The sequence below is a fragment of the Sphingobacterium zeae genome, assembly GCF_030818895.1.
GTDB classification, from domain to species: Bacteria; Bacteroidota; Bacteroidia; order Sphingobacteriales; family Sphingobacteriaceae; genus Sphingobacterium; species Sphingobacterium zeae.
The window spans coordinates 4,965,377-4,990,449 of sequence record NZ_JAUTBA010000001.1 but is presented as its reverse complement, the minus strand read 5'-3'; the positions used below and the strand labels follow the sequence as shown (position 1 = coordinate 4,990,449).

The following is a 25,073-nucleotide window of genomic DNA, read 5'->3' as shown; positions in this document are numbered from 1 at the left end:
TGTTGAAAAAGTAGGTATACATTTGGCCTTTATAAAAAGCCATAGGCTAAACAGACCTCGATTGAAGGTGAAGTCTCACGTATATAATTGCAGCCATGGGATACCATTCTTTTTACATTTGTTAAAAAAATGTGGCCTATACGCGTTTTGAATCTCGATCGGAGCGAAAATAGATTATATTCAGTACCTTTGCGGTACTTATTATTTTATAAAAGTTAGAAAATATCATGAGTACTCAAAAAGGACCTATTTCTCAATTTATTGAGCATAATTACCGTCACTTTAACGCAGCGGCATTAGTAGATGCTGCTAAAGGTTACGAGGAACATCTATTGGATGGTGGAAAAATGTTGATCTCTTTGGGAGGTGCAATGTCTACCGCTGAATTGGGTGTTTCTTTGGCAGAAATGATCCGTCAAGATAAAGTACACTTTATTTCTTGTACTGGTGCTAATTTGGAAGAGGATGTGATGAACCTTGTGGCACACTCACACTACAAAAGAATCCCGAATTATAGAGATTTGACAGCTGAGCAAGAAAGAGAGCTATTGGATAATCACTATAATCGTGTTACAGATACTTGTATTCCGGAAGAGGAAGCTTTCCGTCGCTTGCAGAAGCATCTTGAAGATGTTTGGCATGCTGCTGAGGCTAAAGGTGAGCGTTACTTACCACATGAGTTTCTTTATCAGGTTGTTAACTCTGGTGTATTGGAACAATATTATGAAATCGACCCAAAAGATTCGTGGATTGTTGCTGCTGCTGAGAAAAATTTACCGATTGTATGTCCGGGTTGGGAAGATTCAACCACAGGTAACATCTTCGCATCCAATGTGATTAAAGGTAAATTGAAGGCGAGTACGGTGAAGTCGGGTATCGAGTATATGATTTACTTAACAGAATGGTACCGTAACAACTCTGCAGGTAAAGGTGTTGGATTTTTCCAAATTGCCGGTGGTATTTCTGGTGACTTCCCAATTTGTGTCGTTCCGATGATGTATCAGGATCTTGAATGGGAAGAAGTACCTTTCTGGGCTTATTTCTGTCAGATCTCTGACTCAACAACTTCGTATGGTTCTTACTCAGGCGCTGTTCCAAACGAGAAAATAACTTGGGGTAAATTAGATATTGATACACCTAAATTTATTGTAGAATCTGACGCGACGATCGTTGCACCATTGATTTTCTCGTATATCTTAGGTCATTAATCTTTTTGACATACAGAAAGGAGCGATTTTCGCTCCTTTTTCTTTTCCTTATTCTTCTTTATCTTTGTTGGCTAATATTTCTTTTCCCAATGAGCAATCTTATAACAGATAATCCCGTTGCACTTCAGGCCTTAATGGATGAAACCATCTTTGGAAATGGTTTTGATTTTCAAGGCGATATATCTGCACATCCTATGCCAGAGGAAAACAGTACTCATGTGGAAGCTGTTGTACAAGTACCATCGGAAATGAAGGACACCTCGTATGTGGCGGTGGGCTTAGGTGCAGAGAAAGCCGCTGTAGCTATTGAGTCCGGCAGGGACGGCAATACTGTTAATCATCTGGAGGTATTGGGTGGTGAGTTTATCTATCAGGGAAGTAAAGAACAAGGTATACTCTTTATTTTACGTTATGAGCAGTATCCTTACTTCTCGCCAGCAGCCCTCGATGCTTTTGAGAAGACAATTGGTGCCTTAAAACTGACGAAAGAGACGGTTGCGGTACTTAATTTGGCCAATTCACATAATCCGAATGATTTTAAGCGTATCATGCAGTTTTTTAAGCCTACTAAGATTATATTGTTGGGTGTAGAGCCGGCATCCTTAAAATTGCCTTTCATTGCCCATAATTCGTATATGAAGGGTCGTATTGCTACAGTTTTCAATACCTTCAGCTTTGAGGAGATGTTTGCCGATGTGAATAAAAAGAAACTATTCTGGAACGAATTTAAGACCTTTATTGGTTCTTAACTCCCGCGGCACCTGTTCCGAATCCTAGATCTTTCGGATCTTAGACTAATCCAATTATACCATTTTTTCCTTCTATCAATCGGATATTTGTAGTTTATGGCTACAAAACGTATAAAACTGCCTATTCCTTATCAAAAGATTGGGTGGAGTGGTTTTTTGTCAAATATGGGCGTGGGAATGTTAATGTGGATAAGATTGCATATTTTTGATGGGATATCAAAATAAATAGAAGATGCTAGAACTTGTGTTTGCCACCAATAATACCCATAAACTGGAAGAAGTCCAAGCAATTGTGGGAAATGCTTTTGTCATTAAGAGTTTAAACGATATTGACTGTCAGGATGATATTCCGGAAACAGGCGTAACATTTCAGGAGAATGCACAACAGAAAACAGACTATTTGGTGAATAAATATGGTCTTTACTGCTTTGGTGATGATTCCGGATTGGAGATAGATGCATTAAACGGTGAACCGGGAGTTTATTCGGCACGTTATTCAGGATCGAGGGATATGGAAAAGAATATTGATCTTGTCTTAGAAAATTTAGGTGATAACCCCAATCGTACAGCGAGATTCAAAACTGTTATTTCATTGTATTTGAATGAGCAGCAGCACTTTTTTGAGGGAAGTATTGAAGGTAAAATTATTACGGAACGTAGAGGTGTTGATGGTTTTGGTTATGACCCCATCTTTATCCCTAATGGCTATGACAAGACTTTTGCGGAGATGTCAGCAGAGGAAAAAAACAGCATAAGCCATCGTGCGATTGCTGTGGGTAAACTTGCTACATATTTAAAAACGAAGTAAGCGATAATAACGATCTCGTTTGAATTATAAATAGATATTTCTTATTATCTGAAATGAGGAATTGGCGCATCTGATAGGATCAACAGATCGCCTTAAATAACAAAAGGCAGCGCAAAACAATTTGTTTTGCGCTGCCTTTTTTGTGCGATTTGGTATTGGCGGTTATTTAGCTTTTACTTTTGTCTGTGTACTATCTTGCGCCGGTATTATCGCCGATTTATTTGTTGTTGAGTCGGACTTTGCAGTTGCTTTGTCGGCTGCAGTTTTTGTATTTGGCTGCGCTCCGTTCGTTTTGACTGTCGTTTCAACCGGTTTGACTGTTGACTTTGCAATGTTCGTTTTATTATTTTCGGATGTAGGATTTAAATCTTTTCCTTTCTCGCTACTCTCGTTCAAATCTGCCTTTTTTACAGTATCCTTTTGATTGGTAGTAGTTTTATCCCCTTTTTTTATAGATTTCATTGTCCCTGATTCCTCACCTTCTGGCGCAGTAGGAACCGTAAATGAAGCTTTTGAAAGATCCCTTTTTCGATTTAATAAATCGTCTTTAGATTTCGGTCGATCTTCCGGGCGCCACGTGAAATTCGGAAGAAACTCCTTGTCGGCCGTGACTTCAGCAATAGGATAGACTTTTCCATCCACTTTCCGAATTGATACGTATTCTTTTAGCTTATTGTCTTCCATCAAGATCTTGAAGCGGCTGCTACGGTCATGGACAAGCTCTGTGGTTACATTGGTCTTCTCATCAATATTGTAGAATATGTTTTCCGCATTACCATCAACGAAAAGGCGTTCCATGCGGTTATTGGTAAAAAAACTTGTGATTTTTCGGCCTTTGATCTGATTAAATTTGAGAGAGTCACTGGTTGCGTTAACCATAAAAGCATTTCCCACGAGCAGTGAATTGTCTAATTTTTGATTCTTTACTTGTAGGAATATGGTATCTCCTGAGATTTGTGAGTTTTCGGCCCACATCATTGGTTTCCCCATCAGTCTGAACATGGAATCTTGCATACCATAATACATAGAATCCGCTACGGCCTGCAAATCAGATTTAAATAATCGAGCATTATAATATGCCTTTATAATCCGCGTTTTAGCCGTATCCTGGGTGAGAGAATCCCGATTACCCTGTTGGGCGTTTTTTAAAGCTGCACCCATCAGTTTATCGGATTCACCGCCTTTCGGGATGATCGCTTTTTTGCGCAATACACTATCAGCTTTAAGGTTTTTTTCAATTTCTATCTTGTTTTGATCACCTACAATAGCTGGTGTTTTCTTTGCTGCAATCGGTTTCTTATTTGTTAGAGTATCTTGTACTTTTTTAATGCTCTTTTCAAGAACCGGTTTGCCGTTGTCTTTTTTATGCAAACTGTCGATTTCCTTGTGAAGGTTATCTTTTATATTTTCTAATGTACCCGTGGAATCAACTGTTGTTGAACTGGAATCCTGCTCACCATAATCGACCTCGTTGTCATCCTCAATAGCCCCACCTTCGCGATCCAATTTGAAATCTTTGGGAATATAGTCTCTGCGCAATATAATTTGTGAGAACAACGTATCGGCGGTCATAAAGACAGAATCTACTTGTGCGTTAGACTTTAACTGTTCCTTTTTGCTGCTGTTTATGTTTTTACCCCGATGATCCTTTTCTTCGACAATTCCTTCAGATGCGGTCTTAGTTGATTTGAGCTTATCTTTCTGTCTATCTTTATCAATTTCCTTTAACTCTTTAGTCTCTTTTTTGAGTTCTTGCTCTGGCTTTTGTGGAGCAAGGGACAAAGAAGATACAGAATCTTTTTGTGTTGAATCTTTTTTGACAACCGAAATGATCAACGGCTTATCAGTCATTGTGATGGATTCGTTCCTTCCATTGTACAAGCCAAATCCGCCGTAGGCATAAAATTTGTCTAAGGTGTCAACAAAGACCACGTTTTTTACGGCTTTCCCTATTCCCACTTGCCTATCGTAGAATAGACTATCGCCCTTGAGAAACTTTGTTCCTTCCGTGTAGAGATTATTTTTAGAAAAATAGGCTTGGCCTGTTGCCATGTGATATCGGCCTTTTTCAGTATATAAGTTTTCCCCCTTATTTCCTTTGATATTAGTAGGGCCATAGAATTCGGTAATACGTGTATTGCCATTGTACTTCATGGAGTCTGTGTAGACTTTTACATTGGTTGATCGAACCACAACTTTTTGATTGAAATAAGATTCCCCTGTATTTTCGAAATAAGTGGCCCGCTGGCTTGTAATTGTATCGCTTCCTGATAGAATACGCCCACCACTGTAATAATTACCGATTTTACTTCGCATATTATAGACAAGGTGGTCGGTCGTCAGTATGGAGCCGTTGGTGCTGACCATGCGAACTGCTCCCGTAAGTGTAGCGAGTTGCATGGCTGCTTCATAATGTAATTTATTGGAAAATATCTGTGTACCGTCGGGTTGAGTAATGATTACGTTTCCAAAGGCTTCAAAAAATTGTCTGCCAATGTTGTCTTTATGCAAATAGCCACTATCTGAGGATAGCGTTGAACCCACATGTTCATAGACTGGACGGTAAAACAAAATATTGCCGTCTTTTCCAGTAATAATATGGGATGATGAAAGAAGCTTTAGCTCATCCTGTTTCTGTGCTTGGACTGACAAGCCAGTTAAAATAAATACAATAAGTGTATAAATGTATTGTTTCACATGGGCAAAAATATGGATTTTAATTGCTACTTTACTGGATTTTACAAATTTTAAGACTTGAATTTATCTTCGACATAAAATATACCTTAACTTTGTGCTATGAATGTGCTGGAAAGACTAAAGGGCTATATTGAAAAGGAGCATTTATTGATGCTCCATCATAAGGTATTGCTTACAGTGAGTGGAGGAAAGGATTCAATGCTCATGGCACATTTATTTGTAAAAGCGGGTTATACCCTTGCGATTGCACATTGTAATTTTAAATTGAGGGGCACGGATTCTGATGAGGACGAAGTATTGGTTAGAAAGTTTGCAATGGAAAATAATGTTCCAATATACGTGAGGCACTTTGATACAAAAGCTTACGCGAAGGAGCGACAGATTTCGATTCAAATGGCTGCCCGTGAACTTCGTTATGCCTGGTTTGAGAAATTGCGACATGAAATGGGCTTCGATCGAATTGCAGTTGCTCATCATCTGAATGATCATATCGAAACGGTTCTATTAAACCTCTGTCGCGGAACTGGTCTTCAGGGACTTCAGGGTATTCTCCCTGTCCGGGAGCGCATCATTCGACCCTTACTTTTCCTAAAAGCCAGCGAAATTGAACATTTTGTTAATATGTACGGTATTTCCTATCGAGATGATCAATCCAATTTCTCAACAAAATATGCCCGAAATAAAATACGGATTGATATTATACCGCATTTTCAAAAGCTTCAGCCAGATTTCGAGATGGTCTTCGAGCAGAATATCCACCATTTTAAAGAGTCTTATCAACTGCTGCAGCAATTTGTAGAGCCTATTCGGAAAAAGATTTTTTATCCTATTGGCGAAGGGTGGGAGGTTCGGAAACAAGATTTAGAACCCTATCTTGATAATCTACCACTGCTCTATGAGCTATTTTCGCCCTTTAATTTCTCAAAGGGGATATTAAGTGATCTCCAACAGGCATGGACAAGAGAATCGGGGCGTATTTTTCAATCTGATTGCTACCATATGCTCTTGGACAGAAATGAACTTTTTATTCGAGAGAAGGAATTTATTTCTGCTGACGAGGGTTTGATTACCTCCGAAACTTCGACCGTGGAGTGGAAACAGTATTACTTTCATGCTGAGGTTTCTGCAGATGTAACTATTATCCAAGCCACAGAGGTTGCGAAGCTTGAGTATGACTTATTGGTCTTTCCGCTCACGATTCGATCGTGGAAAGTTGGCGATAGCTTTTATCCTTTAGGTATGGAAGGCCGTAAGAAGCTGAGCGACTTTTTTATCAATAAGAAGATCAGCTTATTTGAAAAAGAAAATATTCCGATCGTGGTGAATGGAAACGGAGATATTCTTTGGGTAGCAAATTATCGGATAGACAATCGTTATAAAATTACCTCCAATACAAAAAAAGTGCTTACTTTAGTTTGCAGAACTGATTAGCGAAAAATGCTGCCGCTGATTAAGACAAAAAACTCTGTTTTTGGAGAGCGTACAATGTGTTTCTATGAAGCTAATACAGTATAGTGTGGATTGTGAAAACCATAGAAGCGAAGCGATGCTATTGATAGGTTGAAATATAACCAAGCAATGGTATTGAGTCTCCCAATTGACAGCTAAATCTTAAATAAATGAAAGAAGGTGTACTCTATTCGGAAAATCAATATTTAGGTCGTGACCGTGTTTGGATAAGCGTGCGTTTGGTGCTTGTACTTTTTTGCTTTACTGCATTTTATCTGAATTTGGATCATTTGATCTCCAGTCAATTGTTTTTTATTGTCGGGGTAGGTATTATCATCACATCTATCGTAATGATGTATATGGTATTATTCCGGACGGAGGTCTTTGAAGATCATATTCTTATTAGCGGGCTTTGGTCTACCCGAGTGGTCAAAATAGACCTTGCTTCTATCACAAAGATAGAAAAGGCTCCATATAGCACTTTCTTTTTTAATAACCCAGTTTACAATCTGCATACAAAAGGTAAAATTAAATTCTTTGCAGGTGGCAAAAATGCTGTCTTTCTGACAGATAAAAATGGCCTTACTTATGTTTTGGGTACACAACGTCAAGAAGAGCTCTACCGGATTATTAGGGAAACGAAAGAGAAATTAGGAAAGTCTTAAAATGTGTTAATAAATTCTTATCTGACATTTTAAAGACATCATTTTTCCGAGTTATTGGTTAAATTTGATAAAATAACAACGAACTATGGCATTTTTAAAATTTATACTTATTGCATTCGCTGTTTACTTTGTAGTAAGATTCTTATTTAGATTATTTTTACCTTTCGCCATGCGCAAAGCAGCTGAGAAGTTAATGAAAAAAGCGCAGCAACAGGGTGGAGCATATAATAGCCAAGGGCAAGGCGGAACATTTTATTATGAATTTAACGGCCAACGACAAGAGCAAGCTAAAAAGTCGCAGCCCGAAGGTAAGGTGCATGTAGATTACATTCCGCCAAAAGAAGGTGTCGAACGTAAAGGGACAGAAACGGCTGGTGAGTTTGTCGATTTTGAGGAAATTAAATAATTTTTAGCAATCCAAATAGCGTATCTTTGTGCCATGTGGCTCAAGCAACTTTCTGTTCTAAATTTCAAAAATTACGCGGAATCATCTTTGGAATTTCTTCCTGAGGTAAATGCATTTACAGGTGATAATGGGGTTGGAAAAACTAACCTTTTAGATGCGATTCATTATTTATCCCTTTGTAAAAGTTATTTCAATCCGATCGATTCACAGCACATCAAGTCAGGTAACGACTGGTTTATGGTACAGGGAGAGTTTGATAAGGAATCAACCAGTGATTTTATATCTTGTAGCCTAAAAAAAAATCAAAAGAAGCAGTTTAAAAAAAACAAGAAAGATTATCCTAGATTGGCTGATCATATCGGTTTGTTTCCTTTGGTTATGATTTCTCCAAACGATAGCATCATCGTCACAGATGGGAGTGAAGAGCGTAGAAAGTTTGTGGATAATGTGATTTCCCAGACAGATAATAAATATTTAGATACCCTGATTATTTATAATAAGTTTTTAGCCCAGCGTAACAGCCTTCTTAAACAAGCGCGTCAAACCAGTGTACTTGATCTTGGTCTAATTGAAATTCTTAATTTTCAACTTGAAGAAGTTGGAAATATTATTTTTCAAAAAAGAAGGTCTTTTATGGAGGAGTTTCAGCCGGAGTTTGACCGACACTATCAGTTCCTCACTGATGACGCGGAGTCCGTACAATTACATTATGAATCGCCTTTAATGATTGATTCTTTTTTACATATTTTGGAAAAGAACTTGGAGCGTGACCGTATGTTAGAACGTACCACGCAGGGTATACATAAAGATGATCTGATATTTACAATTCACGGTGGAATGCCTTTGAAAAAATTTGGTTCTCAAGGGCAACAGAAATCTTTCCTAATTGCGCTAAAACTTGCTCAGTATTCTTATTTGCAACATAAAAAGGGCTTTAAACCTCTGCTTCTTCTGGATGATATCTTCGATAAACTAGATGATCGTAGAACACACAAATTGATGCAAATGGTTTCTGAAGATGATTTTGGACAGATTTTCCTAACCGATACAGATTCAAAAAGAATTGAGCGAATATTTGATGAAATCAACCGTCCTGTTCGTATATTTGATATTGTAGGAGGACAAGTCAATGTATAAGAAGCAAGCTAAGAAAAGCCTGGAATTTATTCGGTCAAGCGATGATATAACGATAAAGGAGGGAGTTGAACGTCTTCTTGAGGCTTATAAACTGCGCAGGAAATTTGACGAAACATCGATAGCTTCCGTTTGGCCTCAATTGATCGGTAAAGCTATCGCTAATCGCACACAGCAGCTATATGTTCGTGATAAAAAACTGTTCGTACGTGTAGAGTCCGCTGTAATTAAGAATGAATTGGCGCTTATGCGAAGACAAATTCTAGGAACGGTAAATGAATATGTAGGTCACGTGATTATTGAAGAAGTCGTGATTTTATAAAACCTCCCTTCATGTTAGATCAACTCTTTCAAGATTTTTTTCCTATTTCTGAGGCTAGTGCCTTAAAACTTTTCTCAAACTTCGAGCGTATTGAATTAAAACGAGGCGAATATCTTATCAAGGCAGGGGATTATTCTTCCAATCTGTTTGTGATAGAATCCGGATTGATCCGTCAGTATGCTTGGTCAAAAAAAGGAGAGTTTACACAATGGATAGGTACAAGAAATCATTTTGTGACAGATCTTGCTTCTTTCATCTTTGACAGGGCTTCCATATGGAATTTCCAATGTATTAGCGATTGTACGGTATACCGTTTGTCAAAGTCCGATTACCAGCGAATGGAATCCGAAATTGTGGAATGGAATAAATTTGAGAAGGCTTTTTTAGCAAAATGCTTTTGTAACATGGAGCAGCGAATCTCGGATTTTATTTGTCTAACAGCGGAAGAAAGATATGTCCAATACTTTGAACAGCATAAATCATTATTCCATCAAGTTCCTCTTCAATATATCGCCTCCGTGTTGGGTATGAGCCCAGAAACCTTGAGTCGTATTCGAACGAAAATAAGTTCTTGATAAAAGTCAAGAGCGAGCTGCCTGTCTTTTTCTAGTTTTGTCTTGTAGCTGTTAACGAACAGCTTGCTTAATGAAACACGTAAGCAAAATTTTGTGTATTTATACGGCTCATAATAAGCTTGGGATAGTTTGTTTGCAGCTGTAATAATTGATATTAAGACGAAACTCGAATAGCGTCACATACGCTTTATCGTTATTTACAGACAGGTGAAGAAGCTTGAGCTATTTTGCGGTTTCAGCGATAAAAAGAACAAAATGAAAAAGATTGAAACGAGTATTCTCATTGATGCAACAATAGAAGAGGTTTGGCAGGTATTAAGTGAATTTAAGGCTTATTCCCAGTGGAGCCCAACAATCAAACAGTTTGAAAAGCAACCGGTAGTCGGAGAACGCTGCAAAGTGCTTTTACAACAACCAAACGGATTCAAGATCAAAATGAATCCAAAATTCCTGTCTATTAACAGCATAGCGAACTGCGCTGGAAAGGAGATTTATTCTTTCCAGGTATTTTTGATGGCGAGCATTATTTTAGGTTAGAACAAGTGGGAGCTTCACAAGTTAGATTTGTCCAAGGCGAATTATTTTCTGGATTGTTGGTTCCTTTTCTGGGAAAACTACTGACAGAAACGAAGCGCGGATTTGAACTTTTCAACATAGCGATAAAAAGGCGGGTGGAGTATCGATCTTAACTTTCCACAGAGATCTGTTAATATAGTTTATTTATAAACACGATATTTAACGAATTTGTCGATGAATGTTATCTTATACACATTTTTATGTGTATAACCCCTAGTTTTACACATTTTTATGTGTATAACCCCTAGTTTTACACATTTTGTTACTATTTCGAATTCTTTCGGGTTGTTTTATTAACAATTGTGTGTTGATAAATGACTAGTTATGCACATTTTATGTTAATACCTCTATGTTGACAAGCTACTTATTAACATTCCTTATGTTAATAAGTAGCTTGTTTTGTTGATAAGTATGCTTGTGGGAGTAGTTTATGAACAAATTACCAACAATGCTGCTGTCGGGAATTTTGCAAATAGGTTAATAAGGGGAGTTTCTATTGAAAGTTGGTTTTTATAGGAATTGCTCCAAATCACCTTTTCCTTCACGAATAACATCAAAAGTTCCTTCGGTAACATCGACCACGGTAGATGCGACATTATCGCCATAACCGCCATCTATAACAGCATCAACTAGATCTTCGTATTTCTCGTGAATTAATTCAGGATCAGTAGAGTATTCAATAATTTCATCTTCATCGTGAATGGAGGCTGTCACAATAGGGTTGCCTAATTGTTTGACAATTTCACGAACAATATTATTGTCTGGAACACGGATACCCACAGTCTTCTTTTTGGAACTTAGGAGCTTAGGTACTTTAGTTGTTGCATTAAAAATAAAAGTAAAAGGTCCAGGTAAGGCTTTTTTTAATACACGGAAAACGGAGGTATCGAAGGATTTTGTGTATTGCGAAATATCTGTTAAATCATAGCATATAAATGATAGATTTGCTTTTTCAGGCTTTAGTCCTCTTATTTCACATACTCGTTCTATGGCTTTTTGTTGCGTGATATCACAGCCAATACCATATACGGTGTCGGTAGGGTAGATGATTACACCACCACGTCGAAGAATATCAACCACCTGTTCTATTGCCTTGGGGTTGGGATTGTCGTTATATATCTTAATTAGCATTTTCTATTTTTGTTAAGTACCTGAATTAGGTTAAATCTTAGTCCCTGTTGTAGGATGTCGATAGAGCGATGGTTATTAGCTGCATTCAGATACGCTATATCTAAAAGAACAACAGCCAAAATATTTTGTTTTGGCTGTTGTTCTTTATATTAAAATTCTGCGTTTTTCGGCGTACGTGGGAATGGAATGACGTCGCGGATATTGGTCATTCCTGTCGTGAATAAAACGAGGCGTTCAAAACCTACGCCAAATCCAGAATGCGGTACCGATCCAAAACGGCGTGTATCCAAGAACCACTCCATTTCTTCTGCGGGAATACCGACTTCAGCCATACGATCAAGTAAACGATCAAGATTTTCTTCACGCTGCGAACCACCGACCATTTCACCAATACCTGGGAAAAGAATATCCATGGCACGGACGGTGTTTCTTCCTTGCGCATCCGGCTCATTTTGCTTCATATAGAAGGACTTGATTTCGCGTGGATAGTCTGTTAAGATAACAGGTTTCTTGAAGTGTTTTTCAACCAAATAGCGTTCGTGTTCCGATTGTAAATCAGCACCCCAATCATCAATTAAATATTTGAATTGTTTCTTCTGGTTTGGTTTGCTACGCTTTAATATTTCAACAGCATCGGTATAGGTAACGCGTTCAAAATCGTTTGTTAATACGAAGTTTAATTTCTCAATAAGATTTAATTCTGAGCGTTCTGTAGCAGGCTTAGATTTCTCTTCCTCCAACAAACGATTGGTTAAGAACTCAATTTCTTCTGGGCAGGTTTCCAATGCATATTTAATCACATATTTCAGCAAAGCTTCGGCCAAGTCCATATTGTCCTCTAATTCATAGAAAGCCATTTCGGGTTCGATCATCCAAAATTCGGCTAAGTGACGTGTTGTATTGGAGTTTTCAGCTCTAAATGTCGGACCGAACGTATAGATGTTTCCAAATGCCATGGCACCAAGCTCACCTTCCAATTGGCCCGATACCGTAAGGTTCGTCGATTTTCCAAAGAAGTCTTCCTTGAAATCAATATCTCCATTTTCTTTGCGTGGCGGGTTTTTTAAATCCAGGGTTGTAACCTGAAACATTTCTCCAGCACCTTCCGCATCCGAACCTGTGATGATCGGTGTGTGCATGTAGACAAAATCGTTTTCCTGAAAAAACTTATGTACAGCAAATGCCAAAGCATTACGCACTTTAAATACAGCATTGAAAGTACCGGTACGGAAACGTAAATGCGCAATTTCACGTAAAAATTCTAAGCTATGCTTTTTGGGTTGTAATGGATATTTTTCGGGGTCAGAATCACCAATAATGCTTACCTCAGTAGCTTTAACCTCAACTTTTTGACCTTTACCCAGCGATGCTATCAACTGACCTTTTACGCGAACTGCTGCTCCAGTGGTGATACGTTTTAAGATATCCTCAGGTGTATTTTCAAAATCGACAACTGCTTGAATATTATTGATTGACGAACCGTCATTGATTGCTATAAACTGATTGTTACGGAAAGTTCTAACCCAACCTTTAACAACGACCTCTTTGCCAAATTCTGTGGCATTCAATAGTTCCTTTATTCTTGTGTGTTCCATCTTAATTTTTGGAGATTGACTTGTAAAAGATGCTTTGTTAAAAAAGCAATACAAAAATACGCTATTCTGTTGGTTTATTGGCTATAAATGTTGATTTAATTCAATTCACGACGGGGCATTATAGGTCATGGGGCAAATATTTTATAGAAATCAAGACAGGTGGAAATTGCAAGATTAGGGAGTGAAATATGTCCTATTTCTATAGGAGACATAACTTTGATAAGAGGGGCTTCATAAGATGAGGTGTAATAACAAAAAGCGCGAATTATTTGTAATTCGCGCTTTTTGTTATGATGATTCAAGGAATTATCCTTTCAATACTTTCGTTACTAATTCAGCAGCTTCTTTCAATAAGATTGCCGAATAGACTTGTAAACCGGATTCATCAATTAATTTTTTCGCTTCTTCAGCATTAGTACCTTGAAGGCGAACAATAATAGGAACTGGAATGTTGCCAATTTCGCTATACGCATCAATTACACCTTGAGCTACGCGGTCACAACGAACAATACCACCGAAGATATTAATTAAGATCGCTTTTACATTAGGGTCTTTTAAGATGATATTGAAACCAGCTTTCACAGTTTCAGCATTTGCCGTACCACCTACATCTAAGAAGTTGGCAGGTTCACCGCCAGCTATTTTAATGATATCCATGGTAGCCATTGCCAGGCCAGCACCATTTACCATACAACCTACGTTACCATCTAATTTAACGTAGTTTAGGTTTGACTCACCAGCTTCCACTTCTGTTGGATCCTCCTCAGTTACGTCGCGCATAGCTGCGTAATCTGCGTGACGGTATAAAGCGTTCTCATCAAGATTTACTTTAGCATCAACTGCTAAGATCTTATCGTCAGAAGTTTTCAATACAGGATTGATCTCAAACATGGAAGAATCTGTAGAATCGTATGCTTTGTAAAGGGCAGCAACAAATTTTACCATTTCTTTGTGGGCAGCACCAGAAAGACCAAGATTGAAAGCAATTTTGCGTGCTTGGAATCCTTGTAAGCCTACTTTTGGATCGATTTCTTCTTTGAAAATCAAGTGCGGTGTTTTTTCTGCTACTTCTTCGATATCCATACCACCTTCTGTAGAGTACATAACAATGTTACGTCCTTTAGCACGGTCCAATAATACGGACATGTAGAATTCTTTTGTTTCGCTCTCACCTGGATAGTAAACGTCTTGAGCTACCAAAACTTTGTTTACTTTTTTACCTTCAGGTCCAGTTTGAGGCGTTACTAATTGCATACCAATGATGTCAGTTGCTCTTTGTTTGACTTCATCTAAGTTCTTAGCTAACTTGACACCACCACCTTTACCACGGCCACCAGCGTGAATTTGAGCTTTGACAACAACCCAATCAGAGTTGTAGTCTTCTTTCATTTTTTTGGCCGCTTCCACAGCTTGCTCTGGAGTATCTGCTACGATACCTTCCTGTACGCGCACACCAAAGCTCTTTAGTATTTGCTTTCCTTGATATTCGTGAATGTTCATTTGCAAAAATATTTGGCGTAAAAATATAATTTTTTGGGGGATAAGACAAGGGATAAGTTGCTCTTTTATCTATTTTTTGACATTTAGACAAAATAAAATGGCTGGAATTGAGAAATAACAGCTTATTTATTCAAACTCGTTGTATCGTAAATTTATTTATCTTTGTCCTATGATGTTACATGCCAAAGGAATTCACAAAGCTTATGGGTCATTACCGATTTTGAAAGGTGTTGATATCGCTGTCGAAAAGGGCGAAATCGTTAGTATTGTAGGTGCATCGGGGGCTGGAAAAAGTACGTTGCTGCACATCATCGGTACTTTAGATAGACCCGAACAGGGGTCGGTTTTGATCAATGGTGTCGATGTCCAAAAACTGAGTGCTAAAAAATTAAGTGCTTTTCGAAACGAACATATCGGTTTTGTATTTCAATTTCATCATCTGCTGCCTGAATTCACTGCTTTAGAAAATGTATGTATTCCTGCTTTTATTCATGGAAAGGGAAGACTCGAGGCGGAAGAAAAGGCGAAGAAATTGTTGGCGTTATTAGGGGTTTCTCATCGTATTGACCATAAGCCTGCTGAAATGTCTGGTGGTGAACAGCAACGTGTCTCTGTGGCTCGTGCGCTGATCAATGATCCTTCTATCATTTTGGCAGATGAACCTTCAGGTAATCTAGACTCTGAAAATGCAGCCGCTTTACATCAATTGTTTTTTGATCTTAGAGATAAATTTCAGCAAACATTTATTATCGTTACGCACAATGAAGAACTTGCTCGCATTTCGGATCGAACGATTCATATGCGTGATGGGTTAGTCGTGTAACAGATCTAAATACGCTTAAATATTAAAATACCCTGAAGCATTGGGGATTATAACTATATTTTAATGAAGAAAATACTCATAACTTTCGGGACCAGACCTTTGGCGATGCGTATCGCTAAAAGACTTGGGGCTGATTTCGAAATATTATATGCAAGTTCAGAAGATATTCCCGAATTGCTTTTAGCCTCAGGGAAATATGCTAAAGTTCCAAAAGGTCTCCTTCCTACTTTTGCTCATGAGATACTTAAATTAAGTTTAGACCAAGAGGTTGATTATGTGTTGCCTTTGGGTGGTTTTGAGCTGGAACCATTGTCCACCGCCAAAGTTTTATTTGAGGAATATCAGATCTCAGTTCTTGTTCCGGATAAGGATATGCTCGAAACAATACCTGTTATGGAAAACCCTCCAGCAGACCTGCCTTATAGAATTCTTTCCAAAGGTAAAGATTTATTGGACTCAACAACTTTCGAGAGATCATTAGACGGCTTGTTTGCCGCCTCTGATTCTGGAGAGGAATTAGCACTAATATGTGTATCCAAGTAGCATCTTATTTTCCGTTGCCGATGCTATTGTTTTGTTTAATCGGTGTAGGCGCTATCCATAATTTTAAGTTTTAATAGATGATGTTTCCAGAAGAAAAAAAGGTTTATGTTTTTGAATTAGATGATGTTATTTTCTCTAAAAAAGATTACCTACTCCAAGTCTATTACCTTTTCGCTAGTTTTATTGAATTTACTGAGACGGTTCCAGCTCAAGCAGATTTGATTCAATTTATGAAAGATCATCTCGAGCGCCAAGGAGAAGATTTATTGTTTGAATGTGCACAACAAGCCTTCGGACTGGACCAAAAATATAAGGAGAATTTTGAGCGGCTTCATGTGAATGCTATTTTGCCAGTGCGATTACAGTTGTTTGATCACATTAATATACTTTTTAGAGCGTTAAAAGCTGAGGGTAAGCATATCTGTATCTTAACAAAAGGAAATCCGCTCGAACAGCTCAATAAAGTGAAATTTGTGGACTGGGGCGAATATGAGAATGAGGTAAAAGTTTACTTTTTGGATGAACTTATTTTTAGGGGGATCGTGCCTTTGGACTTCCTTGCGGATGAGTTTACTGTTGAACCAAGCGCAATTCAATTTGTAGACTAAGTTTACAGTAAGTATATTTGTTTAGTCTACCAAGACGATATTGTCAGTATAATCGTAGTCAATATTGTTGAAAAAAATTATGATTAGGGATTAAAAAGCCCTATTTTTATATAAAGCCCTTGGATTTATGAATAAAGTGAACAAGCCTGCCACGATAAAAGAAATTGCCAAGAAGCTGAAAATCAGTCCTTCAACAGTTTCTAGAGCATTGAATGATCATCCGAGTATTGGATTGGTAACAACAATGCGGGTAAAAAAGATGGCCGAAGAATTGAATTACGAACCCAATCAAACAGCCATATTCTTCAAACAGCGCAAAACATTTACTATCGCTGTCATCTTGCCGAGTTTGTCTGAACCTTTTTTTTCTTTTGCTATCAGTGAAATTGAAAATGTTGCATCTGAGCACCGATACACTGTTCTAATGGGACAATCATTGGATGATCCTGATCGTGAAGAGCAGATCTTAAAAACATTTAAAAACCATCGTGTCGATGGAATTTTAATGTCTATTGGTAAAAAGACGACTAATTTGGAGTTTATCGAAAAATTGGGTGCTTCGGACATTCCGGTTGTCTTCTTTGACTGTGTACCTAGTTTGCCTCATATCAATAAAGTACAAAGTGACCTTTCTACTGGTATGAACGAGGCTGTCGATGCATTCGTAGCTTGTGGTCACAAAATTATTGCCCTTGTAAATGGACCGAAAACATTGCCCGCGAGTGAAGACAGAAAAGTGGCCTATCTATCTGCTATGAAGAGAAACGGTATGGATATTGTTGATAAGAATATCATCGAAACGGATTTGAGTACGGAAGGAAATGAAAGCGCTATGGAGAGTATATTTGCGATGCCTGAGCGACCTTCAGCGATAATATCTTTTAACGATTTTGTAACACTTGACTTGATGAAAGCGGCGCGGCAGAAAGGTCTTGTATTGAACCAGGATATCTTTTTCATCAGCTATGCAAATTATCCGTTATGGCAATATATGGAAAATCCACCAATGGGGCGTATTGAACAATTTCCGGGAATGCAAGCGCGCAAAGCAGCAGAAATCCTATTCGATCGGATAGATAATCCCGAAGCCCCAAACCAACAGATCGTCTTTAAGTCGAGGCTAGTTATGTAATCACATTTATTTGTTAATTCATAAAACTAAAAAGGGGAAAATCTACTGATCTTCCCCTTTTTAGTTTTATGAAGTTGTTGCAAATATTATAAGTGAATTACCTCACCGTAAGCATCAGCACAAGCTTCCATGATCGCTTCACTCATTGTTGGGTGAGGATGGATCGTTTTAATCATTTCGTGACCTGTTGTTTCCAATTTACGGGCAACAACAACTTCCGCAATCATTTCTGTTACATTAGCTCCAATGAGGTGTGCACCTAGGAATTCACCATATTTAGCGTCAAAAATAACTTTTACAAAGCCATCTTTCGCACCTGCAGCGGAAGCTTTTCCAGAAGCTGAGAAAGGGAACTTACCAACTTTAATTTCATAACCAGCTTCTTTGGCAGCTTTTTCGGTATAACCTACAGATGCAATTTCTGGTGAACAATACGTACAGCCGGGGATGTTGTTGTAATCGATCGGTTCAACATGTAGCCCTTTGATTTTTTCAACACAAGTAATCCCTTCTGCTGATGCAACGTGAGCCAAGGCTTGACCTTTAACGATATCTCCGATAGCATATACGCCTTCGATGTTGGTTTTGTAGTAATCATCTACTACAACACGTCCACGATCTGTTTTTACACCAACTTCTTCTAATCCTATATTTTCAATATTTGGGGCAATACCAACAGCCGATAATACCACCTCAGCTTCGATCACTTCTACACCTTTTTCGGTTTTGATTGAAACTTTGCTCAACTCACCTGATGTATCAACAGATTGAACTTCAGACTTTGTTAAAACAGAGATGCCTTGTTTCTTTAAACTTTTCTCTAATTGTTTTGAAATTTCTTCATCTTCAACAGGAACTATTCTATCCATAAATTCGACGATAGTCACTTTCGTTCCAATAGCGTTATAGAAATAAGCAAATTCGACACCGATAGCACCAGACCCTACAACAACCATAGATTTTGGTTGTTTAGGTAGTGTCATTGCCTGACGGTAACCGATTATCTTTTTACCATCTTGAGGTAAATTAGGCAATTCACGCGAACGTGCACCAGTCGCAAGGATAGTATGTTTTGCCGAATATTCTTTAGTAGAACCGTCTGCTCCTTTAACATCGATTTTACCACCTTTTTTAATTTTTGCAGTACCATTGATAACGTCGATTTTATTCTTTTTCATCAAAAACTGTATACCTTTACTCATTCCTTCAGCAACTCCGCGACTTCTTTTGACGATAGCTTCAAAATCGGCCTCACCACCTTGAACATTGATGCCGTAATCAGCGGCATGGTTTAAATATTCAAATACCTGAGCACTTTTCAATAATGCTTTTGTAGGGATACAGCCCCAGTTTAGACAGATTCCGCCTAATGATTCGCGTTCAATAATCGCTGTTTTGAACCCTAACTGAGCGGCTCTAATGGCAGCAACATACCCGCCTGGACCACTACCGATTACAATGATGTCGTAATTCATATAAATAAATATTCTGTAGTTGAGTGTTATAGCTTCAAATACCAAAATATGTGAAGCCTATATTCATTCAAAAGTACGCATTTTTTCTGATGAAACTGAACAATTTATTGTAAAATTGGCCGTATCTGATAAAACACTGTCGCTGTTTGTAGGTATATGTCACATCTTAGTCAAAGGGGTAAAAATAATAGCTAATCTTTATTTAGAGTCTTATTTTTGGAATTCACAATAGACAGTTTATCATTATGTTAAGAATATTTAGACAGATTGCACTGTGGGAAGCTATTTCCACAATTTGCTTGTTTTTCATTGCTATGCCGCTGAAATATCTCGCAGGAATACCCGAAGCAGTCAAAATAGCAGGATCCATTCATGGCTTTTTTGTTGTTATTTTTGTCGTTATGCTAATTATGTCTACCGTAGAATACAAGTGGCCTATTTTAAAGGCTATTAAATATTTCTTGGCTTCTTTGATTCCTATTTTTGGCTTTTGGGTAGAATTGGATCTAAAAAAGGAAATTGAAGGAAAAAGACAAAAGTCTTAGCCTTTTTGTGATACAGTATATTGATGCCTGAATTTTCTTGGCGAGTGCGATCGAAAATAGAAATGAAGAAAAGCCTATCTATAAGTCGAACAGTAGTTTTAAAAATTATTGAAAAGAAATACAGATTTAAGAGCAACAGGGAGATGTTTAATCATCTCTTCCTGTTTTCTCAATACCCATGTAAGCGTAAGTAATGCTATTCCTGCCATGAGCTGCGGGATTGCCATCCTCATCTAAATTTACAAATACCAGTTTTTCGATCGATAGAATTGTCTTTTTAGATATTTTATTTCGGACTTCACAGCGCATCGTTAAGGATGTTGTTCCAAAATTGATAGCTTCAATGCCGAGTTCTAGAATATCACCTTGTTTTGCTGAGCTTACAAAGTTTATTTCTGAAATAAATTTTGTAACTACTTTTGGGTTCCCAAGTTGAACGATAGCATAGATGACCGCTTCTTCATCTATCCATCGCAGCAATGTTCCTCCAAATAATGTTCCGTTAGGATTTAGGTCTTCGGGTTTGACCCATTTTCTTGTGTAAAAATTCATTGTGTATAGCTATTTAAGGCAAAGGGGAAAAGTTTCCTTTTCCCCTTGAGTATTTTATATTGACGCCTAAGCGTGTATTGCTCGATTTGCTGTAGCTGCTAGCGCAGCTTCTTTGAGTGCTTCTGTATAGGTTGGGTGCGCATGGCAAATACGTGCGATATCTTCTGCAGATGCGCGGTATTCCATGGCTACCGTAGCCTCAGCAATTATATCTGCGGCTCGTGGACCAATCATATGAATGCCTAATACTTCGTCAGTAGTGGCATCTGCGAGTACTTTTACAAAACCATCAGTATCGCCAGACGCTTTTGCACGGCCAGAGGCTTTGAAAGAGAATGATCCTGCTTTGTACTTAATACCAGCATCTTTAAGTTGTTCTTCGGTTTTTCCGACAGATGCAACTTCTGGCCACGTATAAACGACGCCCGGAATCAAATTATAATCAATATGCGGTTTTTGACCTGCGATGTATTCGGCGACGTATACACCTTCGTCTTCAGCTTTATGGGCCAACATCGCTCCAGTGATTACATCCCCGATAGCGAAGACGCCTTGCACGGCTGTTTCAAGGTGTGCATTAACAGGTATTTTTTTACCTCTTTCTTCTACAGTAATGCCAATATTTTCTAATCCTAACCCTTCTGAATATGCGGTACGACCAACCGCTACGATGCAATAGTCGCCCTCTAAAGTAATTTCTTGTCCCTTCGGATCCTCTGCAGTTACTTTGACGACATCGCCATTAGCGGAAGCTCCTGTCACTTTATGCCCCAAATAGAACTCCATTCCCAATGATTTTTTCAAAACACGCTGAAGTTCTTTCCCTAAGCCAGCATCCATTGTGCCGATAATGGATTTTGCAAATTCAACAACAGAAACTTTTGAACCTAAACGGGCATAAACTGATCCCAATTCAAGACCAATCACACCTCCACCGATGACAATAAGGTGCTTCGGTATCTCTTTTAGATTAAGTGCTTCTGTAGAAGTAATGATCCTTTTTTTGTCAACTGGCAAAAAAGGCAATGAAGTTGGTTTCGATCCGGTCGCAATAATTACATTTTTACCAGTGATCTGTTCTGTAGAACCATCTGCTTTTGTTATTTTGATCGTGTTTTTGTCCACAAATGAACCTACACCCTGAAAACTGTCAATTTTATTCTTTTTGAATAGGAAGGTAATACCGGCAGTATTTTGTGCAATGACATCGTCTTTACGAGCAATCATCTTTTCCATATCTACTTTCAGGTCATTCAAACTGATGCCGAATGTATCAAAATTGTGCGCAGCATTGTGGTAATGCTCCGAAGCATCTAAAAGCGCTTTAGAAGGAATACATCCAACGTTAAGACAAGTACCACCAAATGTGCTATATTTTTCGATAACAGCTGTTTTTAATCCTAATTGGGCACAACGGATAGCTCCTACATATCCACCTGGACCACTTCCGATTACAATTACGTCGTATTGCATTGATTACGTTTTATTTTTTTGTACCACAAATTTAATGATTATTAACGGGATAGGAAATCAAAACTTACGATTTGTGACTAAAGCGCCTTACTTTACATTTATTTGATAAACAGAGAGAAATTATACACCATAACGGAAATGATAGGCTTTCGGGAGGGAAGATAAATAAAAAAAGGTATTCATCTTTTGAATACCTTTTCTTATCTGGTGATTATTCTGCAACAATTTTACCTTGCATGACACCATAGTGACCAGGGAAGCTACAGATAAAGGTATAGACTCCTTTTTCGAGTGTAAACGTGATTTTATCAGTTTCTCCAGGTCCCAGCAATTTGGTGTGGGCTACAATTGACGATAAAGCCGATTTTGGGATATATTCGTCTGCAGCAGCTGCAGCAGCTTCAGCACCAAAAGTGGGCAGATCAACTCCTGGTTTTAGGATAACTACATTGTGCCCCATAGACTCTTTAGGCATTGTACCCGCATTTTTGAAAGATAATTCAACGGGTTCGCCAGCTTTCACACGGAATAAATCCTTGTCAAATTTCATTTGATCATTACCTTCTAAAGATAGGCTGTTGGAAATAGCAACGTTTTCAATACCAGGTACTGTTTCTGTTGCTTGGCTTTCTGTCGAAGTTGCCGCTTCTGTACTTGTTGATTTTTCAGACTTGTCACTGTTTCCACCGCAAGAGGCAATTGATAAAGCAACTGCAACTGCTGGTATCATAAAAAGTTTTTTCATTTGAATGATTGTTTGTTTATCTTCTATTTGTTATAGGCATTTCCACTGCCTTCAGCGGTTTAGTGATGAAGTTAGTATAAACTTTGACCCCTTTCTGGATATACGTTCATGACAAACAACATCAATACATATTGTTTATGTTCTAAAAGTAATCAATTCATTGATAAATTGAAACTATCATTTCATTTTTGACAATAAAGTATCAATTGTTTTATATAGCTTGATCGGATCGAATGGCTTTCCAACAACTTCATTTGCTCCAGCATCAAGAGCTTCCTGTTGTTCGGCTTGCAGCACAGAAGCCGAAATCGAAATGATGGGCATATTGGCTATTACCGGATTTGTGTTTCGACGTATTTCCTTAATTGCTTCAAAACCGCTCATCAATGGCATATGTGCATCCATAAATACCAGGTCGATTTTTTTCTTATTAATCTCTTCTAGGGCAATAAGACCGTTGGTTGCTAAAGTAATATTGCAATTCCAGCTTTTGAGGATATTCGCCAGCATGAAACTGTTCAATTCGTTGTCTTCAGCAATTAGAACCATTGGGAAATTGAACTTCGGTAATTCTGTGTAGAGTACTTGGGTTTCTTTCTTTACAGGCTTATCTTTGATTTTGTCAAAATTACATTCAAATGAAAACACGCTACCCTTCCCGTATTCACTTGAGGCGAAGACTTGACCGTTAAGCAGTGCTGCAATCCGTTTTACGATGGCGAGCCCTAATCCTGTACCTCCAAATTTTTTGGTTATGCTATCCTCGCCCTGTTCAAAAGCAATAAATATTTTTTCAAGGGCATCTTCTGCAATGCCAATTCCTGTATCGATCACCTGAAACCGTAAGCAAATATTGTGGGTGTCTTCCGATAGGAGCTGGATTTTTAAGAGGACAGCGCCTTCAGCGGTAAATTTGAAACTGTTGGAAATGAAATTCGTCAATATTTGTTTCAATCGCAATGGATCTGTCAGAAAATAACTTGTAATGCGATCGTCGACATCAATTGAAAAATTCAGTCCTTTGTAATTGGCTTTATCAATAAAGAGATTGTTTAGGTCGTCTGTGATATCATGCACTGATGTGGATTCCATATTTAGCTTCATCATTCCTGAGTCAACCTTGGAAAGGTCTAGTATGTCGTTGATGATATTCAGCAAATTTTGCGATGCAGAGTCCAGTTTATTGATCCAATTTTCTTGCTCTAAGGTAAGCTGGGAGTTTTTTAGCATCTGTGTAATCCCCATAATACCATTAATAGGAGTACGAATCTCATGGCTCATATTGGCTAAAAATGTTTCCTTAGATTTCCTGGCAAGGTCGGCCTCCTCTTTCGCTTTAAGAATAGTTTGCTTAGATTCCTCTAAAGCAATGTTTTTTTCTTTAATTTCTTGCTGGATCAGGAGTTGCTGAACGAAAGATTTTACTTTTGCTATAGTGGCTTCTGGATTAAGAGGCTTATACAGATAATCTACAGCTCCGCTATTGAGCCCCTGTATGAGGTATTTATCTTCTTTAGAAATAGCCGTTACCATAATTGTGATGATATGGTTAGTTTTCGGATTATTCTTTAGAAAGGAAACAAATTCAAAACCATTGATGTCCGGCATCTGAACGTCCACGAGCGCTAAATCAATTTGCTCCTTCCAACAAATTTTTAAAGCGTCGTTGGGATCTGTACTTGATACTATATTTATATTTTCTATATCTTCCAACAGGGCTGTTAGACTGATAATGTTTTCAATTTTATCATCAACAATCAATATATTTATCTTCTTCATTACAGCAAATCTAAATACAATTTATGTCAACTGCTTGATGTAATCTTTAATTTCTTGAATGGTCAAAATACCTTCTTGTGCTCCAAGTTGAATAGCTGCTTCGGGCATGACGGGAACTTCAGCAGTTGTAGGATCTTGTACAAAAGTTTTTCCTCCGTATCGTTTTATCATGAGCAATCCTTGTGCGCCATCTTGATTCGCTCCCGAGAACAATATAGCAATGCAGTTTTCTCTATATACTTCAGCTACAGACTCAAAAGTTACATCAATAGAAGGTCTTGAGTATTGAACAGGTTCAGATATATCCAAAGAAAAACTATAATCTGGTTCAACTAATAGATGATAACCAGCAGGTGCAAAGTAAATGGTGCCATTTTCTATTGCTTCTTTATCATCAGCAGTCTTTATTTTTTGAGCGAGCGCTTTGGAGAGTGTTTCTTCGATAGTAGAAGCGTATTTAGGATTTCTGTGTACAATGACAATAACGGGTATGCGTATAGGGTGTTCCAATGATTTAAGAATGTTTAGAATCACACTAAAGCCACCTGCAGAGCCTGCTAACAAAAGAATCTTTCTTTCCATT

At 38.1% G+C, this 25,073-nt stretch carries 25 protein-coding genes; 15 read left to right on the top strand and 10 right to left on the bottom strand.

Going from position 1 to position 25,073, the window contains the following annotated elements; genetic code table 11:
* Positions 1-227 precede the first annotated feature (227 nt).
* From QE382_RS20945 to QE382_RS20935, 3 genes are all read left to right on the top strand, one after another.
* Positions 228-1,208 carry a deoxyhypusine synthase family protein gene (locus QE382_RS20945; protein WP_046674101.1) on the top strand — a complete coding sequence of 327 codons (981 nt, stop codon included), beginning with the start codon at positions 228-230 and terminating at the stop codon, positions 1,206-1,208.
* Positions 1,209-1,297: 89 nt separating this feature from the next.
* Positions 1,298-1,957, top strand: a complete 660-nt coding sequence (locus tag QE382_RS20940; protein ID WP_307187617.1) for a hypothetical protein — start codon at positions 1,298-1,300, stop codon at positions 1,955-1,957.
* A 232-nt stretch (positions 1,958-2,189) separates the two neighbouring features.
* Complete coding sequence (locus tag QE382_RS20935) at positions 2,190-2,765, top strand: non-canonical purine NTP diphosphatase (RefSeq protein ID WP_307187616.1); 576 nt, start codon at positions 2,190-2,192, stop codon at positions 2,763-2,765.
* Between the two features lie 162 nt (positions 2,766-2,927).
* Here the strand turns inward: QE382_RS20935 and QE382_RS20930 are convergent, their stop codons facing one another.
* Complete coding sequence (locus tag QE382_RS20930; protein WP_307187615.1) at positions 2,928-5,462, bottom strand: OstA-like protein; 2,535 nt, start codon at positions 5,460-5,462, stop codon at positions 2,928-2,930.
* A 99-nt stretch (positions 5,463-5,561) separates the two neighbouring features.
* Between QE382_RS20930 and tilS the strand changes: the two genes are divergently transcribed.
* From tilS to QE382_RS20895, 7 genes are all read left to right on the top strand, one after another.
* Positions 5,562-6,893, top strand: a complete 1,332-nt coding sequence (tilS, locus tag QE382_RS20925; protein ID WP_307187614.1) for a tRNA lysidine(34) synthetase TilS — start codon at positions 5,562-5,564, stop codon at positions 6,891-6,893.
* Between the two features lie 188 nt (positions 6,894-7,081).
* On the top strand, positions 7,082-7,576 hold the full coding sequence (locus QE382_RS20920) for a hypothetical protein (protein ID WP_293956393.1): 495 nt from the start codon (positions 7,082-7,084) through the stop codon (positions 7,574-7,576).
* Positions 7,577-7,661: 85 nt separating this feature from the next.
* On the top strand, positions 7,662-7,982 hold the full coding sequence (locus QE382_RS20915; RefSeq protein ID WP_307187613.1) for a DUF4834 family protein: 321 nt from the start codon (positions 7,662-7,664) through the stop codon (positions 7,980-7,982).
* A gap of 33 nt (positions 7,983-8,015) precedes the next feature.
* Entirely contained in the window at positions 8,016-9,119 is a 1,104-nt protein-coding gene (recF, locus tag QE382_RS20910; protein ID WP_307187612.1) for a DNA replication/repair protein RecF, read from the top strand.
* Positions 9,112-9,438, top strand: coding sequence for a DciA family protein (locus QE382_RS20905; protein WP_307187611.1), 327 nt, complete (start codon positions 9,112-9,114; stop codon positions 9,436-9,438). Before recF ends, QE382_RS20905 begins: the two co-directional genes overlap by 8 nt.
* A gap of 11 nt (positions 9,439-9,449) precedes the next feature.
* Positions 9,450-10,013, top strand: coding sequence for a Crp/Fnr family transcriptional regulator (locus tag QE382_RS20900; RefSeq protein ID WP_307187610.1), 564 nt, complete (start codon positions 9,450-9,452; stop codon positions 10,011-10,013).
* A gap of 255 nt (positions 10,014-10,268) precedes the next feature.
* A complete protein-coding gene (locus tag QE382_RS20895) occupies positions 10,269-10,550 on the top strand; it encodes an SRPBCC family protein (protein ID WP_307187609.1) in 282 nt (93 codons plus the stop codon).
* A 549-nt stretch (positions 10,551-11,099) separates the two neighbouring features.
* On the opposite strand, the gene QE382_RS20890 is transcribed toward QE382_RS20895, so the two are convergent.
* The 3 genes from QE382_RS20890 to sucC form a co-directional block, all read right to left on the bottom strand.
* The gene (locus QE382_RS20890; protein ID WP_307187608.1) at positions 11,100-11,720 is read right to left on the bottom strand and encodes an L-threonylcarbamoyladenylate synthase; all 621 of its coding nucleotides are present in this window, start codon (positions 11,718-11,720) and stop codon (positions 11,100-11,102) included.
* A gap of 149 nt (positions 11,721-11,869) precedes the next feature.
* Positions 11,870-13,315: an asparagine--tRNA ligase gene (gene asnS, locus QE382_RS20885; RefSeq protein WP_307187607.1), complete on the bottom strand. Its 1,446-nt coding sequence runs from the start codon at positions 13,313-13,315 to the stop codon at positions 11,870-11,872.
* A gap of 306 nt (positions 13,316-13,621) precedes the next feature.
* Positions 13,622-14,815 (bottom strand): ADP-forming succinate--CoA ligase subunit beta, encoded by a 1,194-nt coding sequence (sucC, locus tag QE382_RS20880; RefSeq protein ID WP_209578613.1) that lies wholly within the window; start codon positions 14,813-14,815, stop codon positions 13,622-13,624.
* Positions 14,816-14,987: 172 nt separating this feature from the next.
* Between sucC and QE382_RS20875 the strand changes: the two genes are divergently transcribed.
* The 4 genes from QE382_RS20875 to QE382_RS20860 all read left to right on the top strand — a co-directional run bounded on the left by QE382_RS20875 (position 14,988) and on the right by QE382_RS20860 (position 17,921).
* The gene (locus QE382_RS20875) at positions 14,988-15,638 is read left to right on the top strand and encodes an ABC transporter ATP-binding protein (RefSeq protein WP_307188045.1); all 651 of its coding nucleotides are present in this window, start codon (positions 14,988-14,990) and stop codon (positions 15,636-15,638) included.
* A 63-nt stretch (positions 15,639-15,701) separates the two neighbouring features.
* On the top strand, positions 15,702-16,181 hold the full coding sequence (locus QE382_RS20870) for a hypothetical protein (protein ID WP_307187606.1): 480 nt from the start codon (positions 15,702-15,704) through the stop codon (positions 16,179-16,181).
* 77 nt (positions 16,182-16,258) lie between these two features.
* Positions 16,259-16,789 carry an HAD family hydrolase gene (locus QE382_RS20865; protein WP_307187605.1) on the top strand — a complete coding sequence of 177 codons (531 nt, stop codon included), beginning with the start codon at positions 16,259-16,261 and terminating at the stop codon, positions 16,787-16,789.
* A gap of 127 nt (positions 16,790-16,916) precedes the next feature.
* Positions 16,917-17,921, top strand: coding sequence for a LacI family DNA-binding transcriptional regulator (locus tag QE382_RS20860; RefSeq protein ID WP_307187604.1), 1,005 nt, complete (start codon positions 16,917-16,919; stop codon positions 17,919-17,921).
* 86 nt (positions 17,922-18,007) lie between these two features.
* On the opposite strand, the gene lpdA (QE382_RS20855) is transcribed toward QE382_RS20860, so the two are convergent.
* Entirely contained in the window at positions 18,008-19,396 is a 1,389-nt protein-coding gene (gene lpdA, locus QE382_RS20855; RefSeq protein ID WP_307187603.1) for a dihydrolipoyl dehydrogenase, read from the bottom strand.
* A gap of 245 nt (positions 19,397-19,641) precedes the next feature.
* Between lpdA (QE382_RS20855) and QE382_RS20850 the strand changes: the two genes are divergently transcribed.
* Entirely contained in the window at positions 19,642-19,941 is a 300-nt protein-coding gene (locus tag QE382_RS20850; RefSeq protein WP_209578608.1) for a DUF3817 domain-containing protein, read from the top strand.
* A 147-nt stretch (positions 19,942-20,088) separates the two neighbouring features.
* Here QE382_RS20850 and QE382_RS20845 read toward each other — a convergent pair whose 3' ends face one another.
* The 5 genes from QE382_RS20845 to QE382_RS20825 form a co-directional block, all read right to left on the bottom strand.
* Positions 20,089-20,493, bottom strand: coding sequence for an acyl-CoA thioesterase (locus QE382_RS20845; RefSeq protein WP_307187602.1), 405 nt, complete (start codon positions 20,491-20,493; stop codon positions 20,089-20,091).
* A gap of 66 nt (positions 20,494-20,559) precedes the next feature.
* On the bottom strand, positions 20,560-21,966 hold the full coding sequence (gene lpdA, locus QE382_RS20840; RefSeq protein ID WP_307187601.1) for a dihydrolipoyl dehydrogenase: 1,407 nt from the start codon (positions 21,964-21,966) through the stop codon (positions 20,560-20,562).
* 211 nt (positions 21,967-22,177) lie between these two features.
* Positions 22,178-22,711, bottom strand: a complete 534-nt coding sequence (locus QE382_RS20835; protein ID WP_307187600.1) for a plastocyanin/azurin family copper-binding protein — start codon at positions 22,709-22,711, stop codon at positions 22,178-22,180.
* A 177-nt stretch (positions 22,712-22,888) separates the two neighbouring features.
* Complete coding sequence (locus QE382_RS20830) at positions 22,889-24,490, bottom strand: hybrid sensor histidine kinase/response regulator (RefSeq protein ID WP_307187599.1); 1,602 nt, start codon at positions 24,488-24,490, stop codon at positions 22,889-22,891.
* A 21-nt stretch (positions 24,491-24,511) separates the two neighbouring features.
* The gene (locus tag QE382_RS20825) at positions 24,512-25,072 is read right to left on the bottom strand and encodes a chemotaxis protein CheB (protein ID WP_307187598.1); all 561 of its coding nucleotides are present in this window, start codon (positions 25,070-25,072) and stop codon (positions 24,512-24,514) included.
* Between the last annotated feature and the right edge of the window lies 1 nt (position 25,073).

Bases quoted from the DNA above. Each gene is read 5' to 3' on its own strand.
- QE382_RS20945 (WP_046674101.1), top strand. From the start codon at position 228: ATGAGTACTCAAAAAGGACCTATTTCTCAATTTATTGAGCATAATTAC.
- QE382_RS20940 (WP_307187617.1), top strand. From the start codon at position 1,298: ATGAGCAATCTTATAACAGATAATCCCGTTGCACTTCAGGCCTTAATG.
- QE382_RS20935 (WP_307187616.1), top strand. From the start codon at position 2,190: ATGCTAGAACTTGTGTTTGCCACCAATAATACCCATAAACTGGAAGAA.
- tilS (WP_307187614.1), top strand. From the start codon at position 5,562: ATGAATGTGCTGGAAAGACTAAAGGGCTATATTGAAAAGGAGCATTTA.
- QE382_RS20920 (WP_293956393.1), top strand. From the start codon at position 7,082: ATGAAAGAAGGTGTACTCTATTCGGAAAATCAATATTTAGGTCGTGAC.
- QE382_RS20915 (WP_307187613.1), top strand. From the start codon at position 7,662: ATGGCATTTTTAAAATTTATACTTATTGCATTCGCTGTTTACTTTGTA.
- recF (WP_307187612.1), top strand. From the start codon at position 8,016: ATGTGGCTCAAGCAACTTTCTGTTCTAAATTTCAAAAATTACGCGGAA.
- QE382_RS20905 (WP_307187611.1), top strand. From the start codon at position 9,112: ATGTATAAGAAGCAAGCTAAGAAAAGCCTGGAATTTATTCGGTCAAGC.
- QE382_RS20900 (WP_307187610.1), top strand. From the start codon at position 9,450: ATGTTAGATCAACTCTTTCAAGATTTTTTTCCTATTTCTGAGGCTAGT.
- QE382_RS20895 (WP_307187609.1), top strand. From the start codon at position 10,269: ATGAAAAAGATTGAAACGAGTATTCTCATTGATGCAACAATAGAAGAG.
- QE382_RS20890 (WP_307187608.1), bottom strand. From the start codon at position 11,720: ATGCTAATTAAGATATATAACGACAATCCCAACCCCAAGGCAATAGAA.
- asnS (WP_307187607.1), bottom strand. From the start codon at position 13,315: ATGGAACACACAAGAATAAAGGAACTATTGAATGCCACAGAATTTGGC.
- sucC (WP_209578613.1), bottom strand. From the start codon at position 14,815: ATGAACATTCACGAATATCAAGGAAAGCAAATACTAAAGAGCTTTGGT.
- QE382_RS20875 (WP_307188045.1), top strand. From the start codon at position 14,988: ATGTTACATGCCAAAGGAATTCACAAAGCTTATGGGTCATTACCGATT.
- QE382_RS20870 (WP_307187606.1), top strand. From the start codon at position 15,702: ATGAAGAAAATACTCATAACTTTCGGGACCAGACCTTTGGCGATGCGT.
- QE382_RS20865 (WP_307187605.1), top strand. From the start codon at position 16,259: ATGATGTTTCCAGAAGAAAAAAAGGTTTATGTTTTTGAATTAGATGAT.
- QE382_RS20860 (WP_307187604.1), top strand. From the start codon at position 16,917: ATGAATAAAGTGAACAAGCCTGCCACGATAAAAGAAATTGCCAAGAAG.
- lpdA (WP_307187603.1), bottom strand. From the start codon at position 19,396: ATGAATTACGACATCATTGTAATCGGTAGTGGTCCAGGCGGGTATGTT.
- QE382_RS20850 (WP_209578608.1), top strand. From the start codon at position 19,642: ATGTTAAGAATATTTAGACAGATTGCACTGTGGGAAGCTATTTCCACA.
- QE382_RS20845 (WP_307187602.1), bottom strand. From the start codon at position 20,493: ATGAATTTTTACACAAGAAAATGGGTCAAACCCGAAGACCTAAATCCT.
- lpdA (WP_307187601.1), bottom strand. From the start codon at position 21,966: ATGCAATACGACGTAATTGTAATCGGAAGTGGTCCAGGTGGATATGTA.
- QE382_RS20835 (WP_307187600.1), bottom strand. From the start codon at position 22,711: ATGAAAAAACTTTTTATGATACCAGCAGTTGCAGTTGCTTTATCAATT.
- QE382_RS20830 (WP_307187599.1), bottom strand. From the start codon at position 24,490: ATGAAGAAGATAAATATATTGATTGTTGATGATAAAATTGAAAACATT.
- QE382_RS20825 (WP_307187598.1), bottom strand. From the start codon at position 25,072: ATGGAAAGAAAGATTCTTTTGTTAGCAGGCTCTGCAGGTGGCTTTAGT.